The sequence below is a fragment of the Niallia sp. FSL W8-0951 genome, from assembly GCF_038006525.1.
GTDB lineage: Bacteria > Bacillota > Bacilli > Bacillales > Cytobacillaceae > Niallia > Niallia circulans.
Genome location: NZ_JBBOVK010000001.1, coordinates 3,555,759 through 3,576,780, shown reverse-complemented (window position 1 = coordinate 3,576,780; position 21,022 = coordinate 3,555,759). Strand labels below are relative to the sequence as shown.

The following is a 21,022-nucleotide window of genomic DNA, read 5'->3' as shown; positions in this document are numbered from 1 at the left end:
ATCAATCAGATAAGCTTATGGAATTAAAGGAAGTCCAAGACCTTTTTACTGCCAATAAACAGACAGAACCATATCCGCTTTATCCGAACTACGGAAGAATCACGAAGTATGAGGAAATACCGATTAATTTTCCAGAAAATAGACAGCTTCGTCAGCCAGGACTTGAAAGTTATATGGTGCCAAAGCCAATTATTGAAAATGACCACTACATAGGAAGTGGAAAGCTGAAAGGGAAAGTGGCTCTCATAACAGGAGGAGATAGTGGTATTGGTGCGGCCGTTGCAATTGCCTTTGCAAAGGAAGGGGCAGATGTAGCAATAGCCTATTTAGATGAGCATGAGGATGCGAATCGTACGAAAAAAAGAATTGAGGAGTTAGGGCAGCAATGTCTGTTATTACCAGGAGACTTGCGCAAGAAAAAACAGTGTATAGATATTGTGGAGAAAACAGTTAAGGTATTCGGAGAATTAGATATCCTTTGTAACCATGTCGGCATTCAATTTCAACAGACAAGATTAACAGATATTACGGATGAACAATTTGATAATACTTTTAAGGTTAATATTTATTCGCATTTTTATACGACAAGAGCAGCTCTTCCACATTTAAAGCCAGGCAGCAGCATTATTAACACTGCTTCCGTTGTTGCATATGCTGGGGAACCTCTGTTAATTGACTATGTTGCCACAAAAGCAGCAAATGTAGGTTTCACTCGTGCTCTTGCCAGAAGTGTTGTCAAAGACGGCATTCGAGTAAATGCAGTAGCGCCAGGGCGAATTTGGACACCATTAATTCCGGCAAGCTTCTCCTCTGATCAAGTAGCTATCTTTGGTTCAGAGAATCCAATGCAAAGAGCGGCCCAACCATTTGAATTAGCACCGACCTTTGTATATTTAGCTTCTGATGATTCTCGATTTGTAACAGGGCAAGTTCTGCACGTAAATGGAGGCGAAGTAGTAAGCTCCTAAAGTGAGAGAATAGAAAAATGGGCTAGCAGCTAGCCCATTTTTATTTTATTCGCTAAACAGTTTTACAAACTTTCTTTTCCCTACTTGAATAATCAATTCCTTATTGATTGAAACTTCAAGGTCCATTTCTTCGACTTTCTCTCCATTGATGCGTATACCACCGTTTTGTATCATCCGTCTTGCTTCACTTTTCGAGGTTAATAGATGTAAGTCTACTAATAGCTGAACAAGCGATTCAGGATTTTTTCCAGTCCACTTAACGGTTGGAATATCCTCTGGTAAGGAGCCTTTTTGAAAAATTGTAATAAATTGCTGTTCTGCCTTTTCGGCTGCTTCTTTGCCATGGTACATCCGGACGATTGTTCTTGCAAGCAGCATTTTAGCATCCCGAGGATGAAGAGATCCTGTATGCAATTCTTTTTTTATTTGCGTGATTTCAGCAGGCTCAAGATCAGTAATAAGCTCAAAGTATTTGCTCATTAGTGGATCAGGGATGGACATCGCTTTGCCGTACATATCATTGGGATTCTCATCAATGCCAATGTAGTTATGCTTTGACTTAGACATTTTTTCAACCCCGTCTAACCCCTCTAAAAGAGGCATTAATATAGCAATCTGCTTTTCTTTTCCAAACTTCTCTTGGTAGTGGCGGCCCATGAGAATGTTAAAATGCTGATCTGTTCCACCAAGCTCAATATCTGCCTCTAACATAACAGAATCATACCCTTGCATTAATGGATAAAAAAACTCATGCAAGGAAATTGATTTTCCGTATGCTAATCGCTCTTCAAAATCATCTCGTTCTAGTAAGCGGGCAACAGTTATTTTTCCAGCAAGTCCTATAACATCTTCGAAAGAAAGGGAAGAGAGCCATTTAGAGTTGTAATGAAGCTCAACCTTTTCCATGTCTAATACTTTTCCGAATTGCTCAAAATAAGTTTTTGCATTCTCCTTCACTTCTTCATCTGTCAGTTGTTTTCTAGCAGAAGATTTTCCAGTTGGATCACCGATTTTCCCAGTGAAATCTCCGATAATCAATTGAATGGTATGCCCATTTTCTTGAAATTGGCGCAATTTATTCAGTACAACAGTATGGCCAAGGTGAACATCTGGCGCAGATGGGTCAAGACCAAGCTTTACTTTTAGCGGCGTATTGGTCACAAGGGATTTTGCAATTTTTTCTGCGAGTTCTTCTGTTGGAATGATGTCTTGTACGCCTTGGCGATAGATATCTAGCTGCCTCTTCATTTCTTTTTCTTGGTCGCTCGTTAACTGTTCAATAAATGGACTCATCTTTTTTCTCCTTTCGTTAAATGAATGATTAATAAACAAAAAACCACGCCCCTAAAAAAGGGACGTGGTTGCTTGTAAGCACGTGGTACCACCCTAATTGAAGAATATAATTAATTATACTCTTCCACTCATTATGGGTAACGGCTCATCCGTTCTTTGCTAATCGAATCAAATTCTTTCACAAAGAATGCTCCTGGAGGTAATTCGCGTCTATTTTTGTGTCAATTTGCACCGGCCATTGACTCTCTAAAAACAGGGAAATAGGCACTACTCATTCCAATCAAAGCATGTATATTTAAGAGATATATTTAGTAAAATTTGAAGTTAGCGCTAACTTGATAAAGATACTAACAGATAAAATTTGCAAATACAAGAGGTTATGTTGATTTTGTGTTTAAAAAATTTTTCATTTTAGATCCCTTGACCTTTTGAAAAGTATATTTTACTATATATGTAATATTAATGAGCGATGAGGAAGAAGAGTAGGCAGTTGAAAGGTTTAAGAGAGCTGATGGTTGGTGCGAATCAGTACGGATTGATTGTTGAATGGGCTTCGGAGCTTCAAGGCTGAACCAATAGTAGGCTGCGCGGAAACGTCTTACCGTTAAAAAAGACAAAGTATAAGAAACGGCTATGTTTCTGTACGGATAAGTGCGTTTATCGGATATAAACGAATGAAGGTGGCACCACGGGTTACTCGTCCTTTTTTAGGATGAGTAGCCCTTTTTGTGTTTTGTCCGATGCTTACCGTCCGTAAAGTTTCGAATGGTTCAACTACCTCATCAGCAGGAGGAAGAAGTCCCGCTGACGGAGGTTTCGCTTATAGAAAAGGGAGGATTATCAAATGGAGCAAATTGTCTTAACGGGTATTAAGCCAACTGGGCAGATTCATTTAGGGAACTATATAGGAGCAATTAAACCGGCTTTGAAGCTAGCAGAAAATAGCGATTATCAAGCTGCTTATTTTATTGCAGATTATCATGGTTTAACAAAAATTCACGATCGGGAAGAATTTCGAACATTAACATATGGAGTAGCAGCAACATGGTTAGCACTTGGATTGGATCCAGAAAAAACAATCTTTTATCGTCAATCGAATGTGCCCGAAATTTTTGAACTGAATTGGATATTAGCTTGCTTTTCGCCAAAGGGATTGATGAACCGAGCACATGCTTATAAAGGAATAGTTGATAGCAATAAACAAGCAGGGAAAGAGGTAGATAATGGGGTAAATATGGGATTATTTACGTACCCAATCTTGATGGCAGCTGATATTCTTGCATTTCAAGCAAATATGGTACCAGTCGGAAAAGATCAAATACAACATGTGGAAATTGCCCGCGATATTGCGGAAAGCTTTAATCACCAATATGGAGAGACATTTGTACTACCAGAATATATCGTAGATGAAGAAACAAGCATCTTGCCTGGCCTAGACGGTCGAAAAATGAGCAAAAGCTACCATAACACAATTCCGCTTTTTGAAGAACCGGCAAAGCTACAAAAGCTGATTAATAAAATCAAAACAGACTCGCTTCCGCCAGAAGCGCCGAAAGATACAGAATCGTCTATTCTATTCACGCTGTATAAGGAATTTGCTAGTGTCGAAGAAATAGCACAGATGCACAAAAAGTACGAAAGCGGAATCGGATGGGGTGAAGTGAAAAAAGAATTATTTGCTGTGATGAATCGATTCTTAGAAGAACCAAGAAAGAAATATCAGGAGTTAATGGCAAATCCGGAAAAAATAGATCTCATTCTCCAAAATGGAGCAGAAAAAGCGAGAGCACGAACATTGCCATTTTTACAGGAAGTAAGAAAGCAGATCGGCGTGCTGCGCTGAGTGGAGAGCGGCAAGTAAAAGGGTGGAGAGCCGCAAGCAAAGTGAGGAGAGGAGCAAGTATAAGAGCCAGAGTCGCAAACAAAAGTATCAATAAGTTTTACTGTGAACTTAAATGGTCGCTCATTTGTGAAAAAAGGAGATTCTTTTCACTTTTCATCTCCCTTTTCTTTATTTTGAATAAACTGCCATCTAATTGTAAACATTATAGGTAAAAAACACTAAGAGGTGTAGTAATGGCACATAAGATGGAAGCGCTTCTTGACTATATTAAGACAAGATTTGATTCAGAACCGAAACCTTTGCTTCATATTGGAGAGGCGATGGGCTGCTGGACATATCATGCTGCAATTGCGGATGAAATTCCTGTACTTGAGATGGCACTTAATACAACGACAGATAATGTTTTAATCAAATTGCTTCATGAAGCAAAAGAATTAGCAACAGAACAGCGCAAAACATTAGAGAAGTTTATGATTAAGGAAGGCGTTCCCCTCTCAAGTTCTGCTGAGTCAAAGCCTAAGTCCGATCCGAATGCCGTGCCTTTAGGAGCGAAATCTACCGATATGGAGATAGCCAATTTACTGGCGGCAAAAGTAACAAGCAATATTGTTATGTGCTCCACTAATATTACGCAAAGTGTGCGCAGTGATGTCGGATTAATGTGGATTCGTTTCCATACGGAGAAAAGCATTTATGGGATGGAGTTAAAAACGAGAATGAGGGAACATGGATGGATTAAGATGCCGCCGAGCTTCTATCCTCCAGGTGCACCACAGCAGTAATTCAAAAATAAATATAAAAAATAAACTGTTCGAGTATATTAATAAAAAAGTCTAGTGCGGCGTAGCGCTAGATTTTTTTGTTGAAGAAAGCACAACCTTTTAGGAAAATGATGACTACCTTTTGAAACCTTTTCCCATATACATGCGTAATAGTGCTATTGGAACAAAAGAAAATAATCTTTTCATAAAAGGAGATTGGTCTATGGAAGAATTTTTGCTTGGTGGGGATATTATGTTTACAGTTGCACGTCTCTTTATTTTTCTTGTATTTGCTATTATTTTATTTAATGTTTTAAAGGGTATCTTTCAGTGGGGGGAAAATAATCGGCAGCCACATCTTACTTCTGCTGCGAAGGTAGTAGGCAAACGAACAAGTATTCACGGCGGAGGAAATACTCGTGCATATAATCACTATTTTGCCACATTTGAATTTACGAATGGAAATCGTACCGAATTTCAACTGAAAGACGAAGAATATGGCATGCTGGCTGAAGGGGACAGCGGGGAACTGCAATTTCAAGGCACAAGATATTTAGGATTCACGCGAAATAAAAGGACAGGGGAAAATAGCGGATGAATTACACTATCCAAAAGATGACAGAAGAGGCGGCCAGGGAAATCCTTAGCTGGACCTATCCCGTCCCCTATGATTTATATAATGGAGAAGTAACAGAAGAATCGTTACAAGAGTTTGCAGAAAACCTTTATTATGCGATTGAACAGGAGGGGAATCTAGTCGGATTCTATTGTACAGGCTTTGTTGCTCAGGTTCCAATTGGATATCTGTTTCAAGCATATCCAGAAGGATACCTCGATATCGGTCTTGGTATGCGTCCTGACTTAACAGGACAGGGACGGGGCATGGGCTTTATGCAATTTATTATCGATTCCATAGAAACTAATCAGCCGCTGCGCTTAACGGTTGCAGCCTTTAATAAACGAGCTAACGCCTTATATGAAAAATTTGGCTTTCGTAAAGTTTCTGCTTTTAAGAATGCAAATGATGTAGAGTTTTTCGTAATGACAAGAGAAGAAGGAAACAAACCGTGTTCTGGTTAGTAACCAGAGCATTTTTTTATAAAAAAATGACATTTGTCATCTTAAATTCCTGACATCTGCGACTAAACCGCCTCTTATTTGCTCGCTATACTAAGGATAATAGCTTGGAGGTGGAGTAGTTGGAAACAATTGTAGAGTTAAGGCACGTAACGAAAGAGTTTCAGGGAAAGAAGGCAGTTCATGATATTTCCTTTTCAATAAAACGTGGAGAAATGGTGGCAATCTTAGGAGCGAATGGCGCAGGGAAAACGACAGCGATGCGGATGATGCTTGGATTAATTAAACCTACCCGAGGGACTATCTCTCTTTTTCACAAGAATCCTAGACAAAAGGAAGTATTAGAAAAGGTAGGTGGGATGCTGCAGGAAGTTAGTGTGATGGACAGCTTGAAGGTAAAGGAGCTAATCCAATTAGTTCAAAGCTATTATCAAAGTCCGCTAGCGTTATCAACTCTGTTGGAACTAACAGGGCTTCAAGAAGAAGCTTGGAATCAACGGACGGAAAAGCTTTCTGGCGGGCAGAAACGACGCTTGAATTTTGCGTTGGCACTGGCAGGAAATCCTGATTTGTTGTTTTTAGATGAACCAACCGTGGGCATGGACGTAACGTCAAGAGAACAGTTTTGGCAAAAAATCAAAGAATTGAATAGACAAGGAAAGACAATCCTTTTTACAACCCATTACTTACAAGAAGCAGATGAAGTAGCGGAAAGAATTATTATGATTAATAAGGGGGAGGTAGTAGGCGACGGTACACCAGCACAATTGAAGGAAAAACTTACAAAACCAAGGGTAATGTTTCAGGAGAAATCTCCTTATAGTTTAAAATTCTACCGAGAATTGCCATATGTTGTGGATGTGCAGAAAGAGAAGGAGAAAGTAATGCTGACTGCTACAAATTCGGATCAGCTTTTACAAGAACTTTTCGATAGACAGTTGGATATTCAGCATATAGAAGTAAAGCTTGGTCGGTTAGAAGAGGTTTTCTCGCAGTTAATGGAAGATACGAAGGGGGTTAATGAGAATGAAATCTTTTTGGATGCAAAGTAAAGCGGAAATCGTCCGAACGCTTCGGAATAAATATTATATCTTTTGGTCCTTACTTATTCCCGTCCTTTTTTATTTTTTATTTACCAATATTTTCACGGCGCCACGAGATGATGAGGCGTTATGGAATGTACATTATTTAATGTCGATGACAACATTTAGCATTATGGGGTCTAGTATTATGACGTTAGGAATCAAAATTGTGGAGGAAAAAGCAGAAGGGTGGACCATTTTCCTGCATATTACGCCCCTTTCCCAATTTGCTTACTTTGGAGCCAAGATGGTGGCACAAACTGTTATCCATTTATTTTCCATCATGGTGATATTTACGGCTGGAGTCCTTATTAATGGGGTTCATCTTTCTTTTTCTCAGTGGGTGCTTTGCGGAATCTGGATTCTCTTCGGATCCCTCCCGTTTCTAGCGCTTGGAACGATCGTCGGTAATATCAAAAAAGTAGAAACAGCTTCAGGAATTAGCAATCTATTATATATGTCTATGGCAATAACAGGAGGAATGTGGATGCCGATTGATGTGTTTCCATCCTTTATGCAGCAAGTGGCGAAATGGGTTCCTTCCTATCATTTTGCTAATGGAGCGTGGGAGATTATTAGAGATCAATATCCATCCTTTCTCAATTATCTGATGATTACCGGGTATCTTCTCCTATTTATGTTATTATCAATTTATATTGGAAAAAAACGAGAGGCGGTGTAAAGTCCAAAATGGATACCAAGAAGAAATTTGAGCTTTTTCCGAAAAGATATGGCTTTTTTCCTTATATCTTTTTAGTATACGTATTACTTCCGATTATTCAGGTAATGCAGGAGAATGGGATAAAGCAATTGATTGGTATCCTGCTTGTACTTGTTTTCCTCCTGGCTTATCGACAATTATACTGTCATATGGAAGAGAGTATATTTAATTATTGGCTGGTTGTGCAAATCTTGATAGTCATGTTTTTTAGTATCTTCTATGATCCTAATCTATTATTTATGGGGTATTTTCCTGCTAACTTTATCGGATATTACTCAGGCAAAAAGTACTTCTATTACTTTTACAGCCTTTTCGCCATTTCCTTGGTTATTCCAATTATCTTTAGTTGGAATGGTATCAATCCTCAGTCTCTCTTTTTCTTAGTGCCGTTCTTTATCATTATGCTGATTTCTCCTTTTGGAATCCGCTCGATGAACCGACGGATGGATTTAGAAAGACAATTAGATATAGCGAATGAGCAAATTAGCCATCTTGTTAAAAGAGAAGAACGAATGAGAATTGCTCGAGATTTGCATGATACGCTCGGCCACACTTTATCCCTGCTGACATTAAAAAGCCAGCTTATCGCAAAAATGGTGCCAGCTCAACCAGATAGTGCCATACAAGAGGCAAAGGAAATGGAAAGCATATCACGATCAGCGTTAAAGCAAGTTCGTGAGCTTGTGTCTGATATGCGCGCCATAACCATTCGTGAAGCAATAGTAGAGATACAGACAGCTTTACAGACAGCAGAGATAGAAAGTGAACTAGCAATCGAACTAGAAGATGGAGAGGTCCCGCTTTTAACCCAGAATATTATTAGTCTCTGCTTAAAAGAAGCAGTAACAAATATAATCAGGCACAGTGCGGCAACCATCAGTAAAGTATCGATTCAACAACGTATAGGCGAGATAGAGCTTATCGTGCAGGATAATGGGAAAGGCGTGAAGGGAGATGAAACGCAAGGGAATGGATTAAAGGGAATGCGTGAAAGACTGGAATTGGTTGACGGAAAATGGAGTATGACGGCTAATTCGGGAACCACTCTGCACATCATTGTTCCCATTATTCGAAAGGAAAGAAGAGAGGAGGAGATATTGTGATACGAATTATCATCTCTGAAGACCAGCGCATGCTAAGAGGAGCATTAGGAACGTTGCTTAATTTTGAAGAGGATATGGAGGTCGTGGGACAAGCGGAAAATGGCGAACAGGCCTTAGAGCTAATAAAAAAATATAATCCAGACGTCTGTTTATTAGATATTGAAATGCCTATTAAAAGCGGTCTAGACGTGGCAGAGGAATTACAGAGGCAGAAATCTTCTTGTAAAGTGATTATTTTAACGACATTTGCGCGACCAGGATATTTTGAAAGAGCACTAAATGCCAATGTTCATGGCTATTTATTAAAGGATGGTCCCAGCGAGGAATTAGCAGAAGCTATTCGCAAAATCATGGACGGAAAAAGAGAGTTCGCCTCTGAACTGATTTTTGGCAGCATTGGAAAAGAAAATCCATTGTCAAAGCGCGAAAGAGAAATATTAGTACTGATTGAAGAAGGAAAATCAGTAAAGGAGCTTGCGGCAATGCTTTATTTATCTTCTGGAACGATTCGCAATTATATCTCAGAAGCAATCAGCAAATTAGGGGCAAAAAATCGAATGGAGGCCATTGCCGAGGCGAAGCGGAATGGTTGGTTATAATATAGCCCTCCTTCTCACGAATTCTTATTCCTCGCATCTTATAAAAGCTAAATGCCCCCACAGTGAGACAACAGCATGATCAATTTTCGAATACCATAAGCTCCATCCCAATAGGATAGTTAAAGAGAACGGGCTGGTTTGTCAAAATAGAAAATAAGTAAACAGCAATATGTTGCTGCCTGAAAAATATATAAGATAAGGATATCCACTCGTAATTATTTGAGACGGAAAAGAATAAGAATCTTCTTTTTGATAAAAGCATATAAAATCAATAATTGATTTTATCGTATGCTTAACAGCTAGGATAACCCACCTCAAGCAAACCGACTGATGGAAATTTTCCTTAACTTATGCCTATTTTCCAAAAATTTAACAATTTATTTTCTTATTTTGATAGAATATTAGTAACTATCCTTTAGGAGGAACAAATATGGTAGATAGTCAGAACTTTAGAAGGGGAATGGAATATGCCTTTATAAAACTAGCAGGAGCTGGTTTTGCGGCAACACTCTTTTTTTCTTATATTTTTCTATCAAGTTTCGATTTATATTTATTTTCACATGAAATTGAAAATCCATACTTTTGGATAGGCTTTTTTGGTTTCGGAATTCTTATTTCGATCGTAATAGATTGGATATCTAACTATTTTCCAAAGCTAGAATTACTATTATATATTGTGGTGGGAGTATGTCTTTTTTTGCCGATTATGTGGAATGTTCTACCTGTCCTTGCTATCGTTTCTGGTTTTAGCGCGATTTTATTCTATATAGGGATTAAAATAGCTGCTAAAGTAAGTTGGTTTAAGTGGATATTTGCCTGTACACCTATTCTCTTTCTTTTGTTAACAATCCCAGACTTCACGGTGAAAAAAGAATGGAATACAGTAAGAGGCGAACAGTCCTACGAAGCTTATTTTGCTTATTTTAACGGGGAGGATGAAGTCCCGATTAAAGCGAAAAAAGGGGAAAGGGTTACCATTCACATTGATTTTACCAATCGCAATGGCGGTGGCTTCGGGTATTATTTAATAGATGAAAAAAATCGAAGAATTGGCTTAAGTAATGAAGAGAAAAAAGTTTTAACCTTTGATGCAAAAAAAACAGAAACCTATAAGCTTATTGTGACCGGAGATGGATTACAAGGCGGTTTTGAGGTGAACTGGGAGAAAGAGTGAATATAGTGAGAAAAAGAATGTTGCTTCTTGCTAGTTTAATAGGCATCTGTATATTTTTTTCATACTACCAGAATAATCATTTATCGACCTCGAGCTTTACTCTCTCGTCTCTCAAAATAACAAAGCCGATAAAAATAATGCAGTTATCGGACCTACATAGTAAGCAATTTGGAAAAGAGCAACAGCGTTTAATACAGCAAGTAAAAAAGCTAAACCCAGACCTGATCGTTTTCACTGGAGACCTTGTGGATTCAAAAAAATACGATGAACAAAAAAGTATGACATTAATGGAAAGACTTGTCCAGCTTGCGCCAACGTATTATGTAACAGGCAATCATGAATACTGGTCAGGGGAATTTCCGTCATTAGAAGCGAAATTAAAACATGCAGGCGTGTTTGTGTTAAGAAATGAACAGACACTTGTAAAGGTTGGAGGAGAAACGATTAATATTATCGGTGTAGATGATCCAACCTTTTTATCTGGAGAGGATAATCTAGCTGAAATACTAGGTGGCCTGAAGGATGAAGAACATTTCAATTTGCTGTTGTCCCATCGGCCAGAGCTTTTTTCTCTCTATGAAAAAATAGATTTAGCTTTAACAGGACATGCACATGGTGGTCAAGTAAGATTGCCCTTTATCGGTGGAATTGTCGCTCCAGATCAAGGCTTCATGCCAGAATATACAGCTGGTATGTATAAAAAAGCAGACACAGCAATGATTGTGAATAGAGGCTTAGGAAATAGCATCATTCCCCAGCGAATTTTTAATCGTCCTGAAATTATCGAAGTAGTGTTGGAAAAAGAGTAAAGAGCATTCCGAGATGTAAGGGGATGCTCTTTATTATCTTAATAGTTACGCTTTCATCGGGTATACTTTGAAAAAATCAGCAAAGTCTGATAGATGAAAGTCAGCAAATTCACATTGATTTTGAAATATACAAGTTTGTATCCCTAATTCCTTAGCTGGAATTAAATCCAGTTCTCTATCACCAATAGCTAAGTCAATGGAATACTTCGTGTGCAAATATTGATAGGCATTAACCGCAGGCTTCCGCGGAAAACCATTCTCCAATGTTACTATTTCAGCAAAATAACGCTCCCACCCATAGTGCCGAAGAAAATTTACCACACCGTCATAGCTTTTATGCGTCATAATCACATTTATTTCCGCAGTTTTCAAAATCTCCTCTACCCCTGTAAAAGGTTTCACCTCATCCGCAGCAATTCCTTTATTCATAAGCTTAATCTCATTTCGCTGCTGCTCTGATATGTTGAAATATTCCATCGCATGAGAAAAAGATACTTTTAGCTCTTTATAAATACCGGCCTTGTCCACCTTTTCACCCAATACCTTATAAATAATATTTGTATAAGCAGGATACGTATCAAACAACGTACCATCAAAATCCCAAAGAATATTCATCCATATATCCTCCAATAAAAGCAGTTTCTTTCATGGTAGTACACTTGTTTGGGAATGTCCATTCAGAGATTGTTAGATAGAGAGCTAAGATGAAAGAGGGCTGGGAAGAGAAAGGTGGTGTTCATAGTGCAGATGAAAGCCAAAAAGGAGAGCAGGGAAGAGAAAAAGGTGTTCATAACGGTGATGAAAACCGAAAAGGAGAGCAGGGAAGAGAAAAAAGGTGTTCATAACGGTGATGAAAACCGAAAAGGAGAGCAGGGAAGAAAAAAAGGTGTTCATAACGGTGATGAAAACCGAAAAGGAGAGCAGGGAAGAGAAAGATGGTGTTCATAACGGTGATGAAAACCGAAAAGGAGAGCAGGGGAGAGAAAGGTGGTGTTCATAGCGCAGATGAAAACCAAAAAGGAGAGCAGGGAAGAGAAAGGTGGTGTTCATAACGTTGATGAAAACCAAAAAGGAGAGCAGGGAAGAGAAAGATGGTGTTCATAGCGTTGATGAAAACCAAAAAGGAGAGCTGGAAAGGGACAAGTGGTGTTCATAGCGTTGATGAAAACCAAAAAATAGAGTTGGGAAGAAAAAAGAGGCGTTCAGAGCACAGATGAAAGCCAAAAAATAGAATAGAGAAGAAAAATAGCTTGCATAACCTAACTCCAATAGAAGCTGAAAAAGAAAGAAACCCCAAAGCCTCAAAACACGCCAAAGACTCAACAACAAAAAACTCCTAAGACTATTGACGATTACCCAAAGTAGGTTTAATATTTAACTAACGTAAATGATAATTGTTTGTAAAACAACAAACGAATTAATGGAGTGTTTATAAATGAATGTTTCATCTTATTTTCAAAATGCAACGATTGATGAATTAAAAAAGGGTTATATTGAGAATTCAGATTCGTATCTTTGTCTTTTATGTGGGGAGGAGATCGAGAAAGGGATTATCTACCCGGAAGACGGCAGATTATATGAAGCGGAAAAGTACATGAAGCGTCATATCGAGGATGTCCATCAATCAGTTTTTCATTTTTTACTAAGCTTAGATAAAAAGATGACAGGGTTAACGGAGCATCAGACAAAATTGCTGGAGCTGTTTTATCAGGGAAAAAGGGATGAAGAAGTGAAAGCAGAGTTGGAAATCGGCAGTGCTTCAACCATTCGGCATCATCGTTTTGCTCTTAAGGAAAAAGAAAGGCAGGCGAAAAATTTTCTGGCAATAATGGAGCTGCTGAAGGAAAAGGACCATCATGCGCCAAGCTTTGTCCCTGTTCATCCTACTGCTGCAATGGTAGACGACAGATATAATATCACGGAAGAAGAGCAGGGAAAAATAGCAGCAAAATATTTCAACAATGGTATATTAAGTAAATTCCCGATCAAACAAAAGCAGAAATTAGGGGTTCTTCGGGAAATAGCGAAGTATTTAGAAGGGCAAGAAAACTACACGGAGAAGCAATTGAATCAGCATTTAAAAACAATTTACCCTGACTATGTTCTTATCAGAAGATATTTAATCGAATACGGATTTCTTGACCGTAAAGCAGATGGAAGTCTTTACTGGTTAAAAAAGTAAAAGAAAGGTGAATCACAATGGACCGAAAAAAAGAGCTGAAAATGCAATATAAAGAAATTCCGGTCGAAGCCGGTATTTATACAATTACTAATAAGAAGAATGGGAAAGTCTGTGTCGTTAGTACAAGAAATTTCAAAACCATTAATGGCGTGAAATTCTCCTTGGAAAATGGCGGATATGCAAATAAAAAATTGGTGGATGAATGGAAGCAATACGGCAAAGAAGCATTTTCCTTTGAGATAGTAGAAGTATTAAAGCCGAAGAAAGATGATCCTTATTACAATGAAAAGGAAGAGCTGGCTAAGTTGGAAGAAAAGTGGCTGGAGAAATTACAGCCGTTTGGAGATAGTGGTTATAATAGCAGGAAAGAGTAAGGGATGTCTTTAATAGGACATCTTTTTTCATTAGATAAAGTAAAAAATACTTTCATTTTTCGTCCCTAATTGGTATCTTACTTAATAAGATTATAAAATTTGATGGAATTTTTCAAATTATAGAAAAAAGGGGATATGGCAATGATCCGTGAGATGAAGGAAACAGATTTAGAAGAGGTTTTGGAAATATATAATGATGCCATTTTACATACAACGGCCGTATATGGTTATCGTGCCCATTCCTTAGAAGACAGAAAAGCATGGTATAACCAGAAGCTGGAGGGCGGATATCCTCTTTTTGTTTTCGAGGAGGCTGGGAAGGTGCTTGGTTTTGCAACATATGGACCATTTCGAGCATGGCCAGCTTATAAATATTCGATTGAGCATTCGGTGTATGTTCATAAAGAAGCAAGAAAAAGAGGAATTGGTACACACTTATTAAAAGCTCTGATTGAGCGGGCGGAAGAAGAGGAGTATGCAACCCTTATTGCCGGAATTGACAGTACGAATAAAGGAAGTATCTTTATTCATGAGAAATTAGGATTTACGTATTCAGGCACGATAAAAAAGGCAGGCTATAAATTTGAGAAATGGTTAGATTTAGCCTTTTATCAGCTAGAATTAACAGGACCTAAATCTCCAGTAGAAGAATAAGGGGGAGTCAGCATGATAAGACCAGCCATTAGTGATTATCCAGAACATTATCGGGAGTATATAGGCTTAGTTCCAGAGGGAGATATAATTGCTTTAATTAATGCTCAAATAGAAGAAACAGTTGCTTATATAAAGGAAAACGAAGACCGACGTGATTTTCGCTATGCAGATGGAAAGTGGTCATTCATCGAAGTGGTTGGTCATATGAGCGATACGGAGAGAATTCAGGCATATCGCTTAATGCGGATTGCTCGAGGAGATAAAACGCAATTAGCCGGTTATGATGATGAGGACTATATGGAGAATGCCCATTTTTCGACAAGAACAATAGATGATCTATTAGAAGAATTAGTGGCAGTCCGCAAATCTACGGTAAGCTTGTTGAAAGGCCTTCCAGAAGATGCTTGGGAAAACAGGGGTTTTGCTAATAACGGAGAATTTACTGTCATGGCCCTTGCTTATATTATTGCCGGGCATGAGCTTCATCATTTGAAACTGATTAAAGAAAGATACATGGTTTAATTATGAAGGGAGGTTCCTGTTGGGAATCTCTTTTTAATCTCTTTCCAACATAATCTACATAAAAAGGAGAAAAACTAGCATAAGAATCTGCAAGGAGACAACAAGATGGAGTTATTAATAACAATCATTTTATTATTATTTTGTTTACTGATTTCGAATATTGTCAGTCATTATCTTCCCTCTATCCCAACTGCCTTAACGCAAATTGCATTTGGAGTAGTGATGGCACTTCTCTTCTCCGATTTTGAGCTTGAATTAGAGGCAGAGTGGTTTTTGCTCTTGTTTGTTGCCCCTTTGCTCTATAACGATGGCAGGCATTTTCCAAGAGAAGAGCTATGGAAGATGCGTACTTCTATTTTAGGGAATGCCATTATCTTAGTATTGCTTACGACTATCGTTGGCGGTTATTTTGTTCATTGGCTTATTCCCAGTATCCCGCTTGCGGCGGCCTTTGCTTTAGCGGCAATTTTATCCCCGACAGATCCAGTAGCTGTCAATGGGATTGCGAAACGTATTCATATTCCAGCAAGCGTGCTCAACCTTGTAAGAGGAGAATCGCTGATTAATGATGCTTCAGGGCTAGTGGCATTTAATTATGCGGTTGCTGCTGTTGTCACAGGATACTTCTCGATTACAGAGGCATTGACTGATTTCACGTATACCTTTTTCATTGGAGCTGTAGCAGGACTTGTTTTAAGTCTTCTTATTATCATAATCCGTTTTATTTTACGAAAACAGGGAATCCAGGATGTTACATTCCACTCTTTGTTACAGGTGCTGACACCGTTTCTAATTTTTATTATAGCTGAGGAAATGCTCCATGCTTCTGGGGTGATTGCTGTTGTAGTAGGTGGAATTATTCACTCCTTAGTGAGTGAAAGAACAGAAACGATGCTTGCGGAGGAACAGGTATTAACGGAAAATATTTGGTCTATCGTTATCTTTATTCTTAATGGAATAGTCTTCTTATTACTCGGGTTAAATATCCCATCTTCTATTGTGGATACAGTGGAAGATCCTTCTTTAAGTAATTGGTTAATTATCGGATATGTCATGTTAATTGGGATTGTTATTCTTGGCATTCGCTTTTTCTGGTCCTATTTATTTTCCATTTATGAATATAAAGCGAACAAGACAAGAGAAAGCGAAAAGCCGAGTATGAAGCATACTTTACTGGTCAGTCTGACAGGAGTCCGCGGGGCGGTAACAATGGCAGGGGTACTGTCGATCCCCTTTGTCATCCATACTGGCCAAGGATTTCCGGAGCGTTCCTTAATTCTCTTTCTAGCTGCAGGTGTTATCATGTTCACTTTACTTGCAGCTACGATATTTTTGCCATTCCTTAGTAAAAATAGTGGAGAGACAGAAATAAATGATGAAGAACTAGTAATCAGAGCAAAGAAAAAGCTTATGCTTTCCACTATTGATAAGCTTTATTTAGAAATGAATGAAGAAAATACAGCAGCTGCTTATGAACTAATTGATGAATATAAACGACGCATTCAGCAGTTAAATTATCAAGTGGCAAGAACAGAAGAGGAAGAGAATAAATATTCAGCCTTGGTTGAAATTAGGTTGCGCGCCTTAAAAGAAGAACGTAACTATGTACACCATTTAGTAAAAGAGGAAAAAATTTCAGAAGAAGTGTTTGCGATTTTTGAAAAATCATTGGACTATCGCGAAGAAATACTATGCACCAATGTGCAAACTGGGACGAGATTTCTGTTTGGAAAGGCCATGAGAGGCTGGAAACGCTTTGTGCGGAAACACCGCGGTAATAAACGTGATCGAAGAGAACAAATTCGTATCAGCAAAGAGGTGCTATTAAATTCGATGAAATCTGCTCTTTCCTATTTAGAACAATGGAAAGAGACAGCGGAACATAAACAGCAAGTAGAATCCGTTATTTTAGAATACCGACGGATGGTCGATCGCTGGGAAAAACAACCATCAGCATCATTTAATGAAAAGCTGCAGGAACAAATAGAAGAATTACGTCTAGGCATCGTGGATCAGCAACGCGCAGCCATACAGCAAATGTATGAAAAAGGAGAAATAAATCGAGAACAGACGAAAGAACTTCGTAGATTTGTTCATTATATTGAGAGTGTAACCTTGTATGAATATGAAGAATAGACGGAGAGAGAGTTCCTTCCTGCATAGTGAGGAACTCTCTCTCTATTTTTGAAAAAATAATAAATTCATCCAAATAGTCGGAAATTTACATGCTATAATAAAAGGATATTAAACTTTATAAAGAAAGTTGGGGGTTTTTAATGGCTGTATATACTCCTCAGACAAGGTTTCATCCAGAGGTTGCTCTTACAAATCTCTCTGATATGACAAGTGGTGCCCATGTCTTATACTTAACGAACGACGAAGATAAATACATAACTAATGCGGCGTCCTTCTTAAAAACCGGTCTGCTTTTGGAGCAAATAGTAATTTTTGTCGATCAGCAGAAAATATGGCCACTAATAATAAAAAAGTTGGAAGCGAACGGATTACATACTAAGCTAATTGATAAAATAAACTTTATTGATAGTGAAGATGTTTATTTTAAAAACGGAGAACTATGTTTGGAGAATATAATGGAGGCAAGCAAAGACTTGGTTGATCCTACCCTATTTTTCAATAAAGAAATTACCATCCGTTATTGGGGGAAAATAATACCAAGACTCTTAAGTGAAAAAAGTAACATAGATAAATTACTTCAATACGAGGATAAAGTAGATGAGTACATAAGGGATTATCATAATTATACGGTATGTGTCTATGACGGGATGGAATTATCTGCAAGCAATTATATAAGCTTAAAAAAGTACCATCCATATGTGATGACAGATACGGAATTTACCTTATCCAGTGTTTATGAAAAAGAAATCTTACCTCCATCCCCCGTGCGAAATGGTAAATATGAAGAGACGATTGCCAACCTACAATTAGCACAAACCTACTATTCCCGGCTAGTAGAGGACATGCTAGACGCGGTATTTATTACTTCCAACAATATTATTATGTATGTAAATAAAGCAGCTGCAAAGTTATTAGATGCAGAAGATCTTGTCGGAAAGTCAGCTTACGAGATTATGGAGCCAGATTTCCTAGAAAACTATTTAGATAAATCTAGAAATATATGGAAAGAAGAAATTTCTACTCCATATGAAATGCAGTTGATTACCTCAAAAGGAAAAAAGGTAGAGGTAGAAGTTTTAGCTTATCCGTTTCTTTTTGAAGATTTAAGTTCCACCGTTATTATCATTGCACGAGATATAAGTGTTAGAAAAGAGAACCAGCAGCTGCAGATAAAAAATGAAAAACTAGGAATAGCAGGACAACTAGCAGCAAGTATTGCCCATGAAATTAGAAATCCTCTTACGGCCATTAAAGGTTTTTTAAAGCTGGCATACCAAGGGGCGATGAAATTAGATGATATTTATCCAATCCTTGATCTTGAAATCAATCGAATCGAAACAATTGCAAGCGAGCTAATGTTTTTAGGAAAACCAGCCAGATCAGAAATTAAAGAAACAAACATTGGAAAAATTCTTCTCGATGTCTACACCTTAATGCAATCACAAGCCAATTTAGATAATGTTGTCATTAATTTAGATACATATGGAGATCATTTAAATACATTATGCAATGTAGATCAGATTAAACAAGTTTTTATCAATTTGGTCAAAAATGCGATTGAAGCAATGGATAATGGCGGCATCATAAATATGGAAGCAAAGCTTGATGGAAAATGGGTAGTTGTTACTATTACTGATAATGGGAAGGGAATACCAGATGAAATAAAGAATAAGCTGGGGGAACCTTTTTACACAACAAAGGAAAAAGGAACCGGGCTAGGGCTAGTAATCTGCTATAACATTATCGCAGAACATAAGGGCAAAATAGATTATGTCTCAGAAGATGGAATGGGTACCACATTCACGATTCAATTACCTCTCGCTAATAAATAGACGTATGTTTAAAATAACCTCTAAAGTGAAAGAATTCATAATAATAGAGGAGGTAATGAAATGAAAAGTAGGCATTTTTACATGGCGGCGGTTTTTGCCGTACTGTTACTATTTTACGGTTGTTCATCTGGTGAAAAAAATAGCGATAGTGAAAATCTATCTACGCAAACCCAGCATGAACACAAAGAAACGGGATCTTCAGATATTCCCGATGGCCTAGAGCCAGCATCAGATCCTACTTATAAAGAAGGCAGTCAAGTCATCTTAAAGGCAGATCACATGGAAGGAATGGACGGAGCAGAAGCGACGATATTAAATGCATTTAACACGATTGCGTATGAAGTGACTTACACTCCGACAACAGGTGGAAAACCAGTCAAGCATCATAAATGGGTTATTCAAGAGGAAATAAAAGATGCTGGGAATGAAATGCTTGAAAAAGGGACAGAGGTTACCTTAGAAGCAGATCATATGAAAGGGATGAAAGGTGCAAAAGCGACGATAGATTCCGCTGAGAACACAACCGTATATATGGTAGATTATCAACCGGCAACAGGCGGCAATATGGTAACAAATCACAAGTGGGTCACCGAAGAAGAAGTATATCCGGAATAATATTAGAAGAAAAGGGTTGTTATTACAACTCTTTTTTTGTATGGTAGAATAATAAGTTTTCTGAATATTAAAGGTGTAATAAATGCATTTAAGGGATAATTTGACAAAATATTGTAAAAAGTGATAAGTTATTAAAAAATACATAACAACTATTCTCAAAGAGAAGCTAAAGTGATATAATGGTTGTGCGTTATGAAGAACGAATTAATACTTAATATAATTTTATAAAGAACAGTCTTGTGTTTTTTACTAATAATTTACAAAGAAGAAATTCGTATTTGAATTCCTTTGTAACAAAAAAATGGTATAATCAAAAGTGAATTGCTTAAAGGAGGAAATAAGTTGAAAAAAGTAAGAAAAGCGATCATTCCAGCCGCTGGTCTAGGTACTAGATTTTTGCCTGCAACGAAAGCGATGCCGAAAGAAATGTTACCAATTGTCGATAAACCTACAATTCAATATATCGTAGAGGAAGCAATTGCTTCTGGTATTGAAGATATTATTATCGTTACCGGTAAAGGAAAAAGAGCGATTGAAGATCACTTCGATTACGCACATGAATTAGAACAGAATCTTCGTGATAAAGAGAAATTTGAGTTGCTTGAGAAAGTTCAATATTCTTCAAATCTTGCAGATATTCATTATATTAGACAAAAAGAGCCAAAAGGTTTAGGACATGCTGTATGGTGTGCAAAAAGCTTTATTGGCGATGAGCCATTTGCTGTTTTACTTGGTGACGATATCGTGCAGAGCGATACACCATGCTTAAAACAATTAATTGACCAATACGAAGAAACACATGCTTCTGTTATTGGCGTTCAAACAGTGTCAGAAAATGAAACACACCGTTACGGAATTGTCGATCCAGGTGAGAGCGAAGGAAGAAGATACCAGGTAAATAATTTCATTGAAAAACCAGCTCCTGGAACAGCACCTTCTAACCTAGCAATCATGGGTCGCTATGTGTTAACGCCAGAAATCTTCATGTACTTGGAAAATCAACAAACAGGTGCAGGCGGAGAAATCCAATTAACAGATGCCATCCAACAATTAAACCAAATTCAACGTGTTTTTGCTTATGATTTCGAAGGAGATCGTTATGACGTTGGTGAAACATTAGGATTCGTTAAAACAACATTAGAATTTGCTTTACGACGAGATGAAATGCGAGAAGAAATTATTGAATATATGAAAGCAGTACTGGATAAAGCTGATCTAGATAAAATCAAAGTATTGTAATAAGAGAACGTCTTTTGGATGTAGATCAACTGCATGTG

23 protein-coding genes and 2 other annotated features are annotated in these 21,022 nt (G+C 37.8%); of the genes, 21 read left to right on the top strand and 2 right to left on the bottom strand.

The annotated features are described in order from the left end of the window. The first annotated feature begins 17 nt into the window (after positions 1-17). On the top strand, positions 18-968 hold the full coding sequence (locus NSS71_RS17470; RefSeq protein WP_176474096.1) for an SDR family oxidoreductase: 951 nt from the start codon (positions 18-20) through the stop codon (positions 966-968). A 45-nt stretch (positions 969-1,013) separates the two neighbouring features. Here NSS71_RS17470 and tyrS read toward each other — a convergent pair whose 3' ends face one another. Further along, positions 1,014-2,261, bottom strand: coding sequence for a tyrosine--tRNA ligase (tyrS, locus tag NSS71_RS17465; RefSeq protein ID WP_061800815.1), 1,248 nt, complete (start codon positions 2,259-2,261; stop codon positions 1,014-1,016). A 55-nt stretch (positions 2,262-2,316) separates the two neighbouring features. Next, positions 2,317-2,554: a binding site (T-box leader), on the bottom strand. 167 nt (positions 2,555-2,721) lie between these two features. Continuing rightward, positions 2,722-2,969 (top strand) — a binding site (T-box leader). A gap of 136 nt (positions 2,970-3,105) precedes the next feature. Here tyrS and NSS71_RS17460 point away from each other — a divergent pair. From NSS71_RS17460 to NSS71_RS17415, 10 genes are all read left to right on the top strand, one after another. Further along, complete coding sequence (locus NSS71_RS17460) at positions 3,106-4,104, top strand: tryptophan--tRNA ligase (protein WP_047942666.1); 999 nt, start codon at positions 3,106-3,108, stop codon at positions 4,102-4,104. 233 nt (positions 4,105-4,337) lie between these two features. Further along, entirely contained in the window at positions 4,338-4,886 is a 549-nt protein-coding gene (locus tag NSS71_RS17455; protein WP_047942665.1) for a DUF3231 family protein, read from the top strand. 202 nt (positions 4,887-5,088) lie between these two features. Further along, entirely contained in the window at positions 5,089-5,463 is a 375-nt protein-coding gene (locus NSS71_RS17450) for a DUF2500 domain-containing protein (protein WP_047942663.1), read from the top strand. Continuing rightward, positions 5,460-5,945, top strand: a complete 486-nt coding sequence (locus tag NSS71_RS17445) for a GNAT family N-acetyltransferase (RefSeq protein WP_047942662.1) — start codon at positions 5,460-5,462, stop codon at positions 5,943-5,945. Before NSS71_RS17450 ends, NSS71_RS17445 begins: the two co-directional genes overlap by 4 nt. Before the next feature lie 119 nt (positions 5,946-6,064). Further along, on the top strand, positions 6,065-6,994 hold the full coding sequence (locus NSS71_RS17440; protein WP_061800813.1) for an ABC transporter ATP-binding protein: 930 nt from the start codon (positions 6,065-6,067) through the stop codon (positions 6,992-6,994). Continuing rightward, positions 6,969-7,706 carry an ABC transporter permease gene (locus tag NSS71_RS17435; RefSeq protein WP_341151881.1) on the top strand — a complete coding sequence of 246 codons (738 nt, stop codon included), beginning with the start codon at positions 6,969-6,971 and terminating at the stop codon, positions 7,704-7,706. The genes NSS71_RS17440 and NSS71_RS17435 overlap by 26 nt, the downstream gene beginning before the upstream one ends. Before the next feature lie 8 nt (positions 7,707-7,714). Continuing rightward, positions 7,715-8,848: a sensor histidine kinase gene (locus tag NSS71_RS17430; protein ID WP_341151880.1), complete on the top strand. Its 1,134-nt coding sequence runs from the start codon at positions 7,715-7,717 to the stop codon at positions 8,846-8,848. Then, on the top strand, positions 8,845-9,447 hold the full coding sequence (locus NSS71_RS17425) for a response regulator transcription factor (RefSeq protein WP_047942657.1): 603 nt from the start codon (positions 8,845-8,847) through the stop codon (positions 9,445-9,447). The genes NSS71_RS17430 and NSS71_RS17425 overlap by 4 nt, the downstream gene beginning before the upstream one ends. A gap of 430 nt (positions 9,448-9,877) precedes the next feature. Then, positions 9,878-10,621 carry a Yip1 family protein gene (locus NSS71_RS17420; protein WP_047942655.1) on the top strand — a complete coding sequence of 248 codons (744 nt, stop codon included), beginning with the start codon at positions 9,878-9,880 and terminating at the stop codon, positions 10,619-10,621. Positions 10,622-10,638: 17 nt separating this feature from the next. Next, entirely contained in the window at positions 10,639-11,430 is a 792-nt protein-coding gene (locus NSS71_RS17415) for a metallophosphoesterase (protein ID WP_445668944.1), read from the top strand. A gap of 45 nt (positions 11,431-11,475) precedes the next feature. Here NSS71_RS17415 and NSS71_RS17410 read toward each other — a convergent pair whose 3' ends face one another. Further along, positions 11,476-12,045: an HAD hydrolase-like protein gene (locus NSS71_RS17410; RefSeq protein ID WP_047942653.1), complete on the bottom strand. Its 570-nt coding sequence runs from the start codon at positions 12,043-12,045 to the stop codon at positions 11,476-11,478. 89 nt (positions 12,046-12,134) lie between these two features. Between NSS71_RS17410 and NSS71_RS17405 the strand changes: the two genes are divergently transcribed. From NSS71_RS17405 to galU, 10 genes are all read left to right on the top strand, one after another. Then, on the top strand, positions 12,135-12,275 hold the full coding sequence (locus NSS71_RS17405) for a hypothetical protein (RefSeq protein WP_156485468.1): 141 nt from the start codon (positions 12,135-12,137) through the stop codon (positions 12,273-12,275). 2 nt (positions 12,276-12,277) lie between these two features. Then, positions 12,278-12,430, top strand: coding sequence for a hypothetical protein (locus tag NSS71_RS17400; RefSeq protein WP_156485467.1), 153 nt, complete (start codon positions 12,278-12,280; stop codon positions 12,428-12,430). Between the two features lie 435 nt (positions 12,431-12,865). Beyond that, positions 12,866-13,612 carry a DUF2087 domain-containing protein gene (locus tag NSS71_RS17395; RefSeq protein ID WP_061800811.1) on the top strand — a complete coding sequence of 249 codons (747 nt, stop codon included), beginning with the start codon at positions 12,866-12,868 and terminating at the stop codon, positions 13,610-13,612. A 17-nt stretch (positions 13,613-13,629) separates the two neighbouring features. Beyond that, a complete protein-coding gene (locus tag NSS71_RS17390) occupies positions 13,630-13,986 on the top strand; it encodes a GIY-YIG nuclease family protein (protein ID WP_047942650.1) in 357 nt (118 codons plus the stop codon). A 141-nt stretch (positions 13,987-14,127) separates the two neighbouring features. Beyond that, positions 14,128-14,640, top strand: coding sequence for a GNAT family N-acetyltransferase (locus NSS71_RS17385; RefSeq protein ID WP_047942647.1), 513 nt, complete (start codon positions 14,128-14,130; stop codon positions 14,638-14,640). Positions 14,641-14,652: 12 nt separating this feature from the next. After that, positions 14,653-15,162, top strand: a complete 510-nt coding sequence (locus NSS71_RS17380; RefSeq protein ID WP_341151878.1) for a DinB family protein — start codon at positions 14,653-14,655, stop codon at positions 15,160-15,162. 105 nt (positions 15,163-15,267) lie between these two features. Continuing rightward, positions 15,268-17,298: a Na+/H+ antiporter gene (locus tag NSS71_RS17375; RefSeq protein WP_061800809.1), complete on the top strand. Its 2,031-nt coding sequence runs from the start codon at positions 15,268-15,270 to the stop codon at positions 17,296-17,298. Between the two features lie 140 nt (positions 17,299-17,438). After that, positions 17,439-19,130 (top strand): ATP-binding protein, encoded by a 1,692-nt coding sequence (locus NSS71_RS17370; RefSeq protein ID WP_061800808.1) that lies wholly within the window; start codon positions 17,439-17,441, stop codon positions 19,128-19,130. A gap of 60 nt (positions 19,131-19,190) precedes the next feature. Then, positions 19,191-19,745, top strand: a complete 555-nt coding sequence (locus NSS71_RS17365; protein ID WP_047942644.1) for a YdhK family protein — start codon at positions 19,191-19,193, stop codon at positions 19,743-19,745. A 342-nt stretch (positions 19,746-20,087) separates the two neighbouring features. Beyond that, a complete protein-coding gene (gene galU, locus NSS71_RS17360) occupies positions 20,088-20,984 on the top strand; it encodes a UTP--glucose-1-phosphate uridylyltransferase GalU (protein ID WP_047942642.1) in 897 nt (298 codons plus the stop codon). Positions 20,985-21,022: the final 38 nt, after the last annotated feature.

Bases quoted from the DNA above. Each gene is read 5' to 3' on its own strand.
- NSS71_RS17405 (WP_156485468.1), top strand. From the start codon at position 12,135: ATGAAAGAGGGCTGGGAAGAGAAAGGTGGTGTTCATAGTGCAGATGAA.
- NSS71_RS17370 (WP_061800808.1), top strand. From the start codon at position 17,439: ATGGCTGTATATACTCCTCAGACAAGGTTTCATCCAGAGGTTGCTCTT.
- NSS71_RS17445 (WP_047942662.1), top strand. From the start codon at position 5,460: ATGAATTACACTATCCAAAAGATGACAGAAGAGGCGGCCAGGGAAATC.
- tyrS (WP_061800815.1), bottom strand. From the start codon at position 2,261: ATGAGTCCATTTATTGAACAGTTAACGAGCGACCAAGAAAAAGAAATG.
- NSS71_RS17390 (WP_047942650.1), top strand. From the start codon at position 13,630: ATGGACCGAAAAAAAGAGCTGAAAATGCAATATAAAGAAATTCCGGTC.
- NSS71_RS17385 (WP_047942647.1), top strand. From the start codon at position 14,128: ATGATCCGTGAGATGAAGGAAACAGATTTAGAAGAGGTTTTGGAAATA.
- NSS71_RS17470 (WP_176474096.1), top strand. From the start codon at position 18: ATGGAATTAAAGGAAGTCCAAGACCTTTTTACTGCCAATAAACAGACA.
- NSS71_RS17460 (WP_047942666.1), top strand. From the start codon at position 3,106: ATGGAGCAAATTGTCTTAACGGGTATTAAGCCAACTGGGCAGATTCAT.
- NSS71_RS17415 (WP_445668944.1), top strand. From the start codon at position 10,639: ATGTTGCTTCTTGCTAGTTTAATAGGCATCTGTATATTTTTTTCATAC.
- NSS71_RS17435 (WP_341151881.1), top strand. From the start codon at position 6,969: ATGAAATCTTTTTGGATGCAAAGTAAAGCGGAAATCGTCCGAACGCTT.
- NSS71_RS17395 (WP_061800811.1), top strand. From the start codon at position 12,866: ATGAATGTTTCATCTTATTTTCAAAATGCAACGATTGATGAATTAAAA.
- NSS71_RS17410 (WP_047942653.1), bottom strand. From the start codon at position 12,045: ATGAATATTCTTTGGGATTTTGATGGTACGTTGTTTGATACGTATCCT.
- NSS71_RS17365 (WP_047942644.1), top strand. From the start codon at position 19,191: ATGAAAAGTAGGCATTTTTACATGGCGGCGGTTTTTGCCGTACTGTTA.
- NSS71_RS17430 (WP_341151880.1), top strand. From the start codon at position 7,715: ATGGATACCAAGAAGAAATTTGAGCTTTTTCCGAAAAGATATGGCTTT.
- NSS71_RS17455 (WP_047942665.1), top strand. From the start codon at position 4,338: ATGGCACATAAGATGGAAGCGCTTCTTGACTATATTAAGACAAGATTT.
- NSS71_RS17420 (WP_047942655.1), top strand. From the start codon at position 9,878: ATGGTAGATAGTCAGAACTTTAGAAGGGGAATGGAATATGCCTTTATA.
- NSS71_RS17375 (WP_061800809.1), top strand. From the start codon at position 15,268: ATGGAGTTATTAATAACAATCATTTTATTATTATTTTGTTTACTGATT.
- NSS71_RS17450 (WP_047942663.1), top strand. From the start codon at position 5,089: ATGGAAGAATTTTTGCTTGGTGGGGATATTATGTTTACAGTTGCACGT.
- NSS71_RS17380 (WP_341151878.1), top strand. From the start codon at position 14,653: ATGATAAGACCAGCCATTAGTGATTATCCAGAACATTATCGGGAGTAT.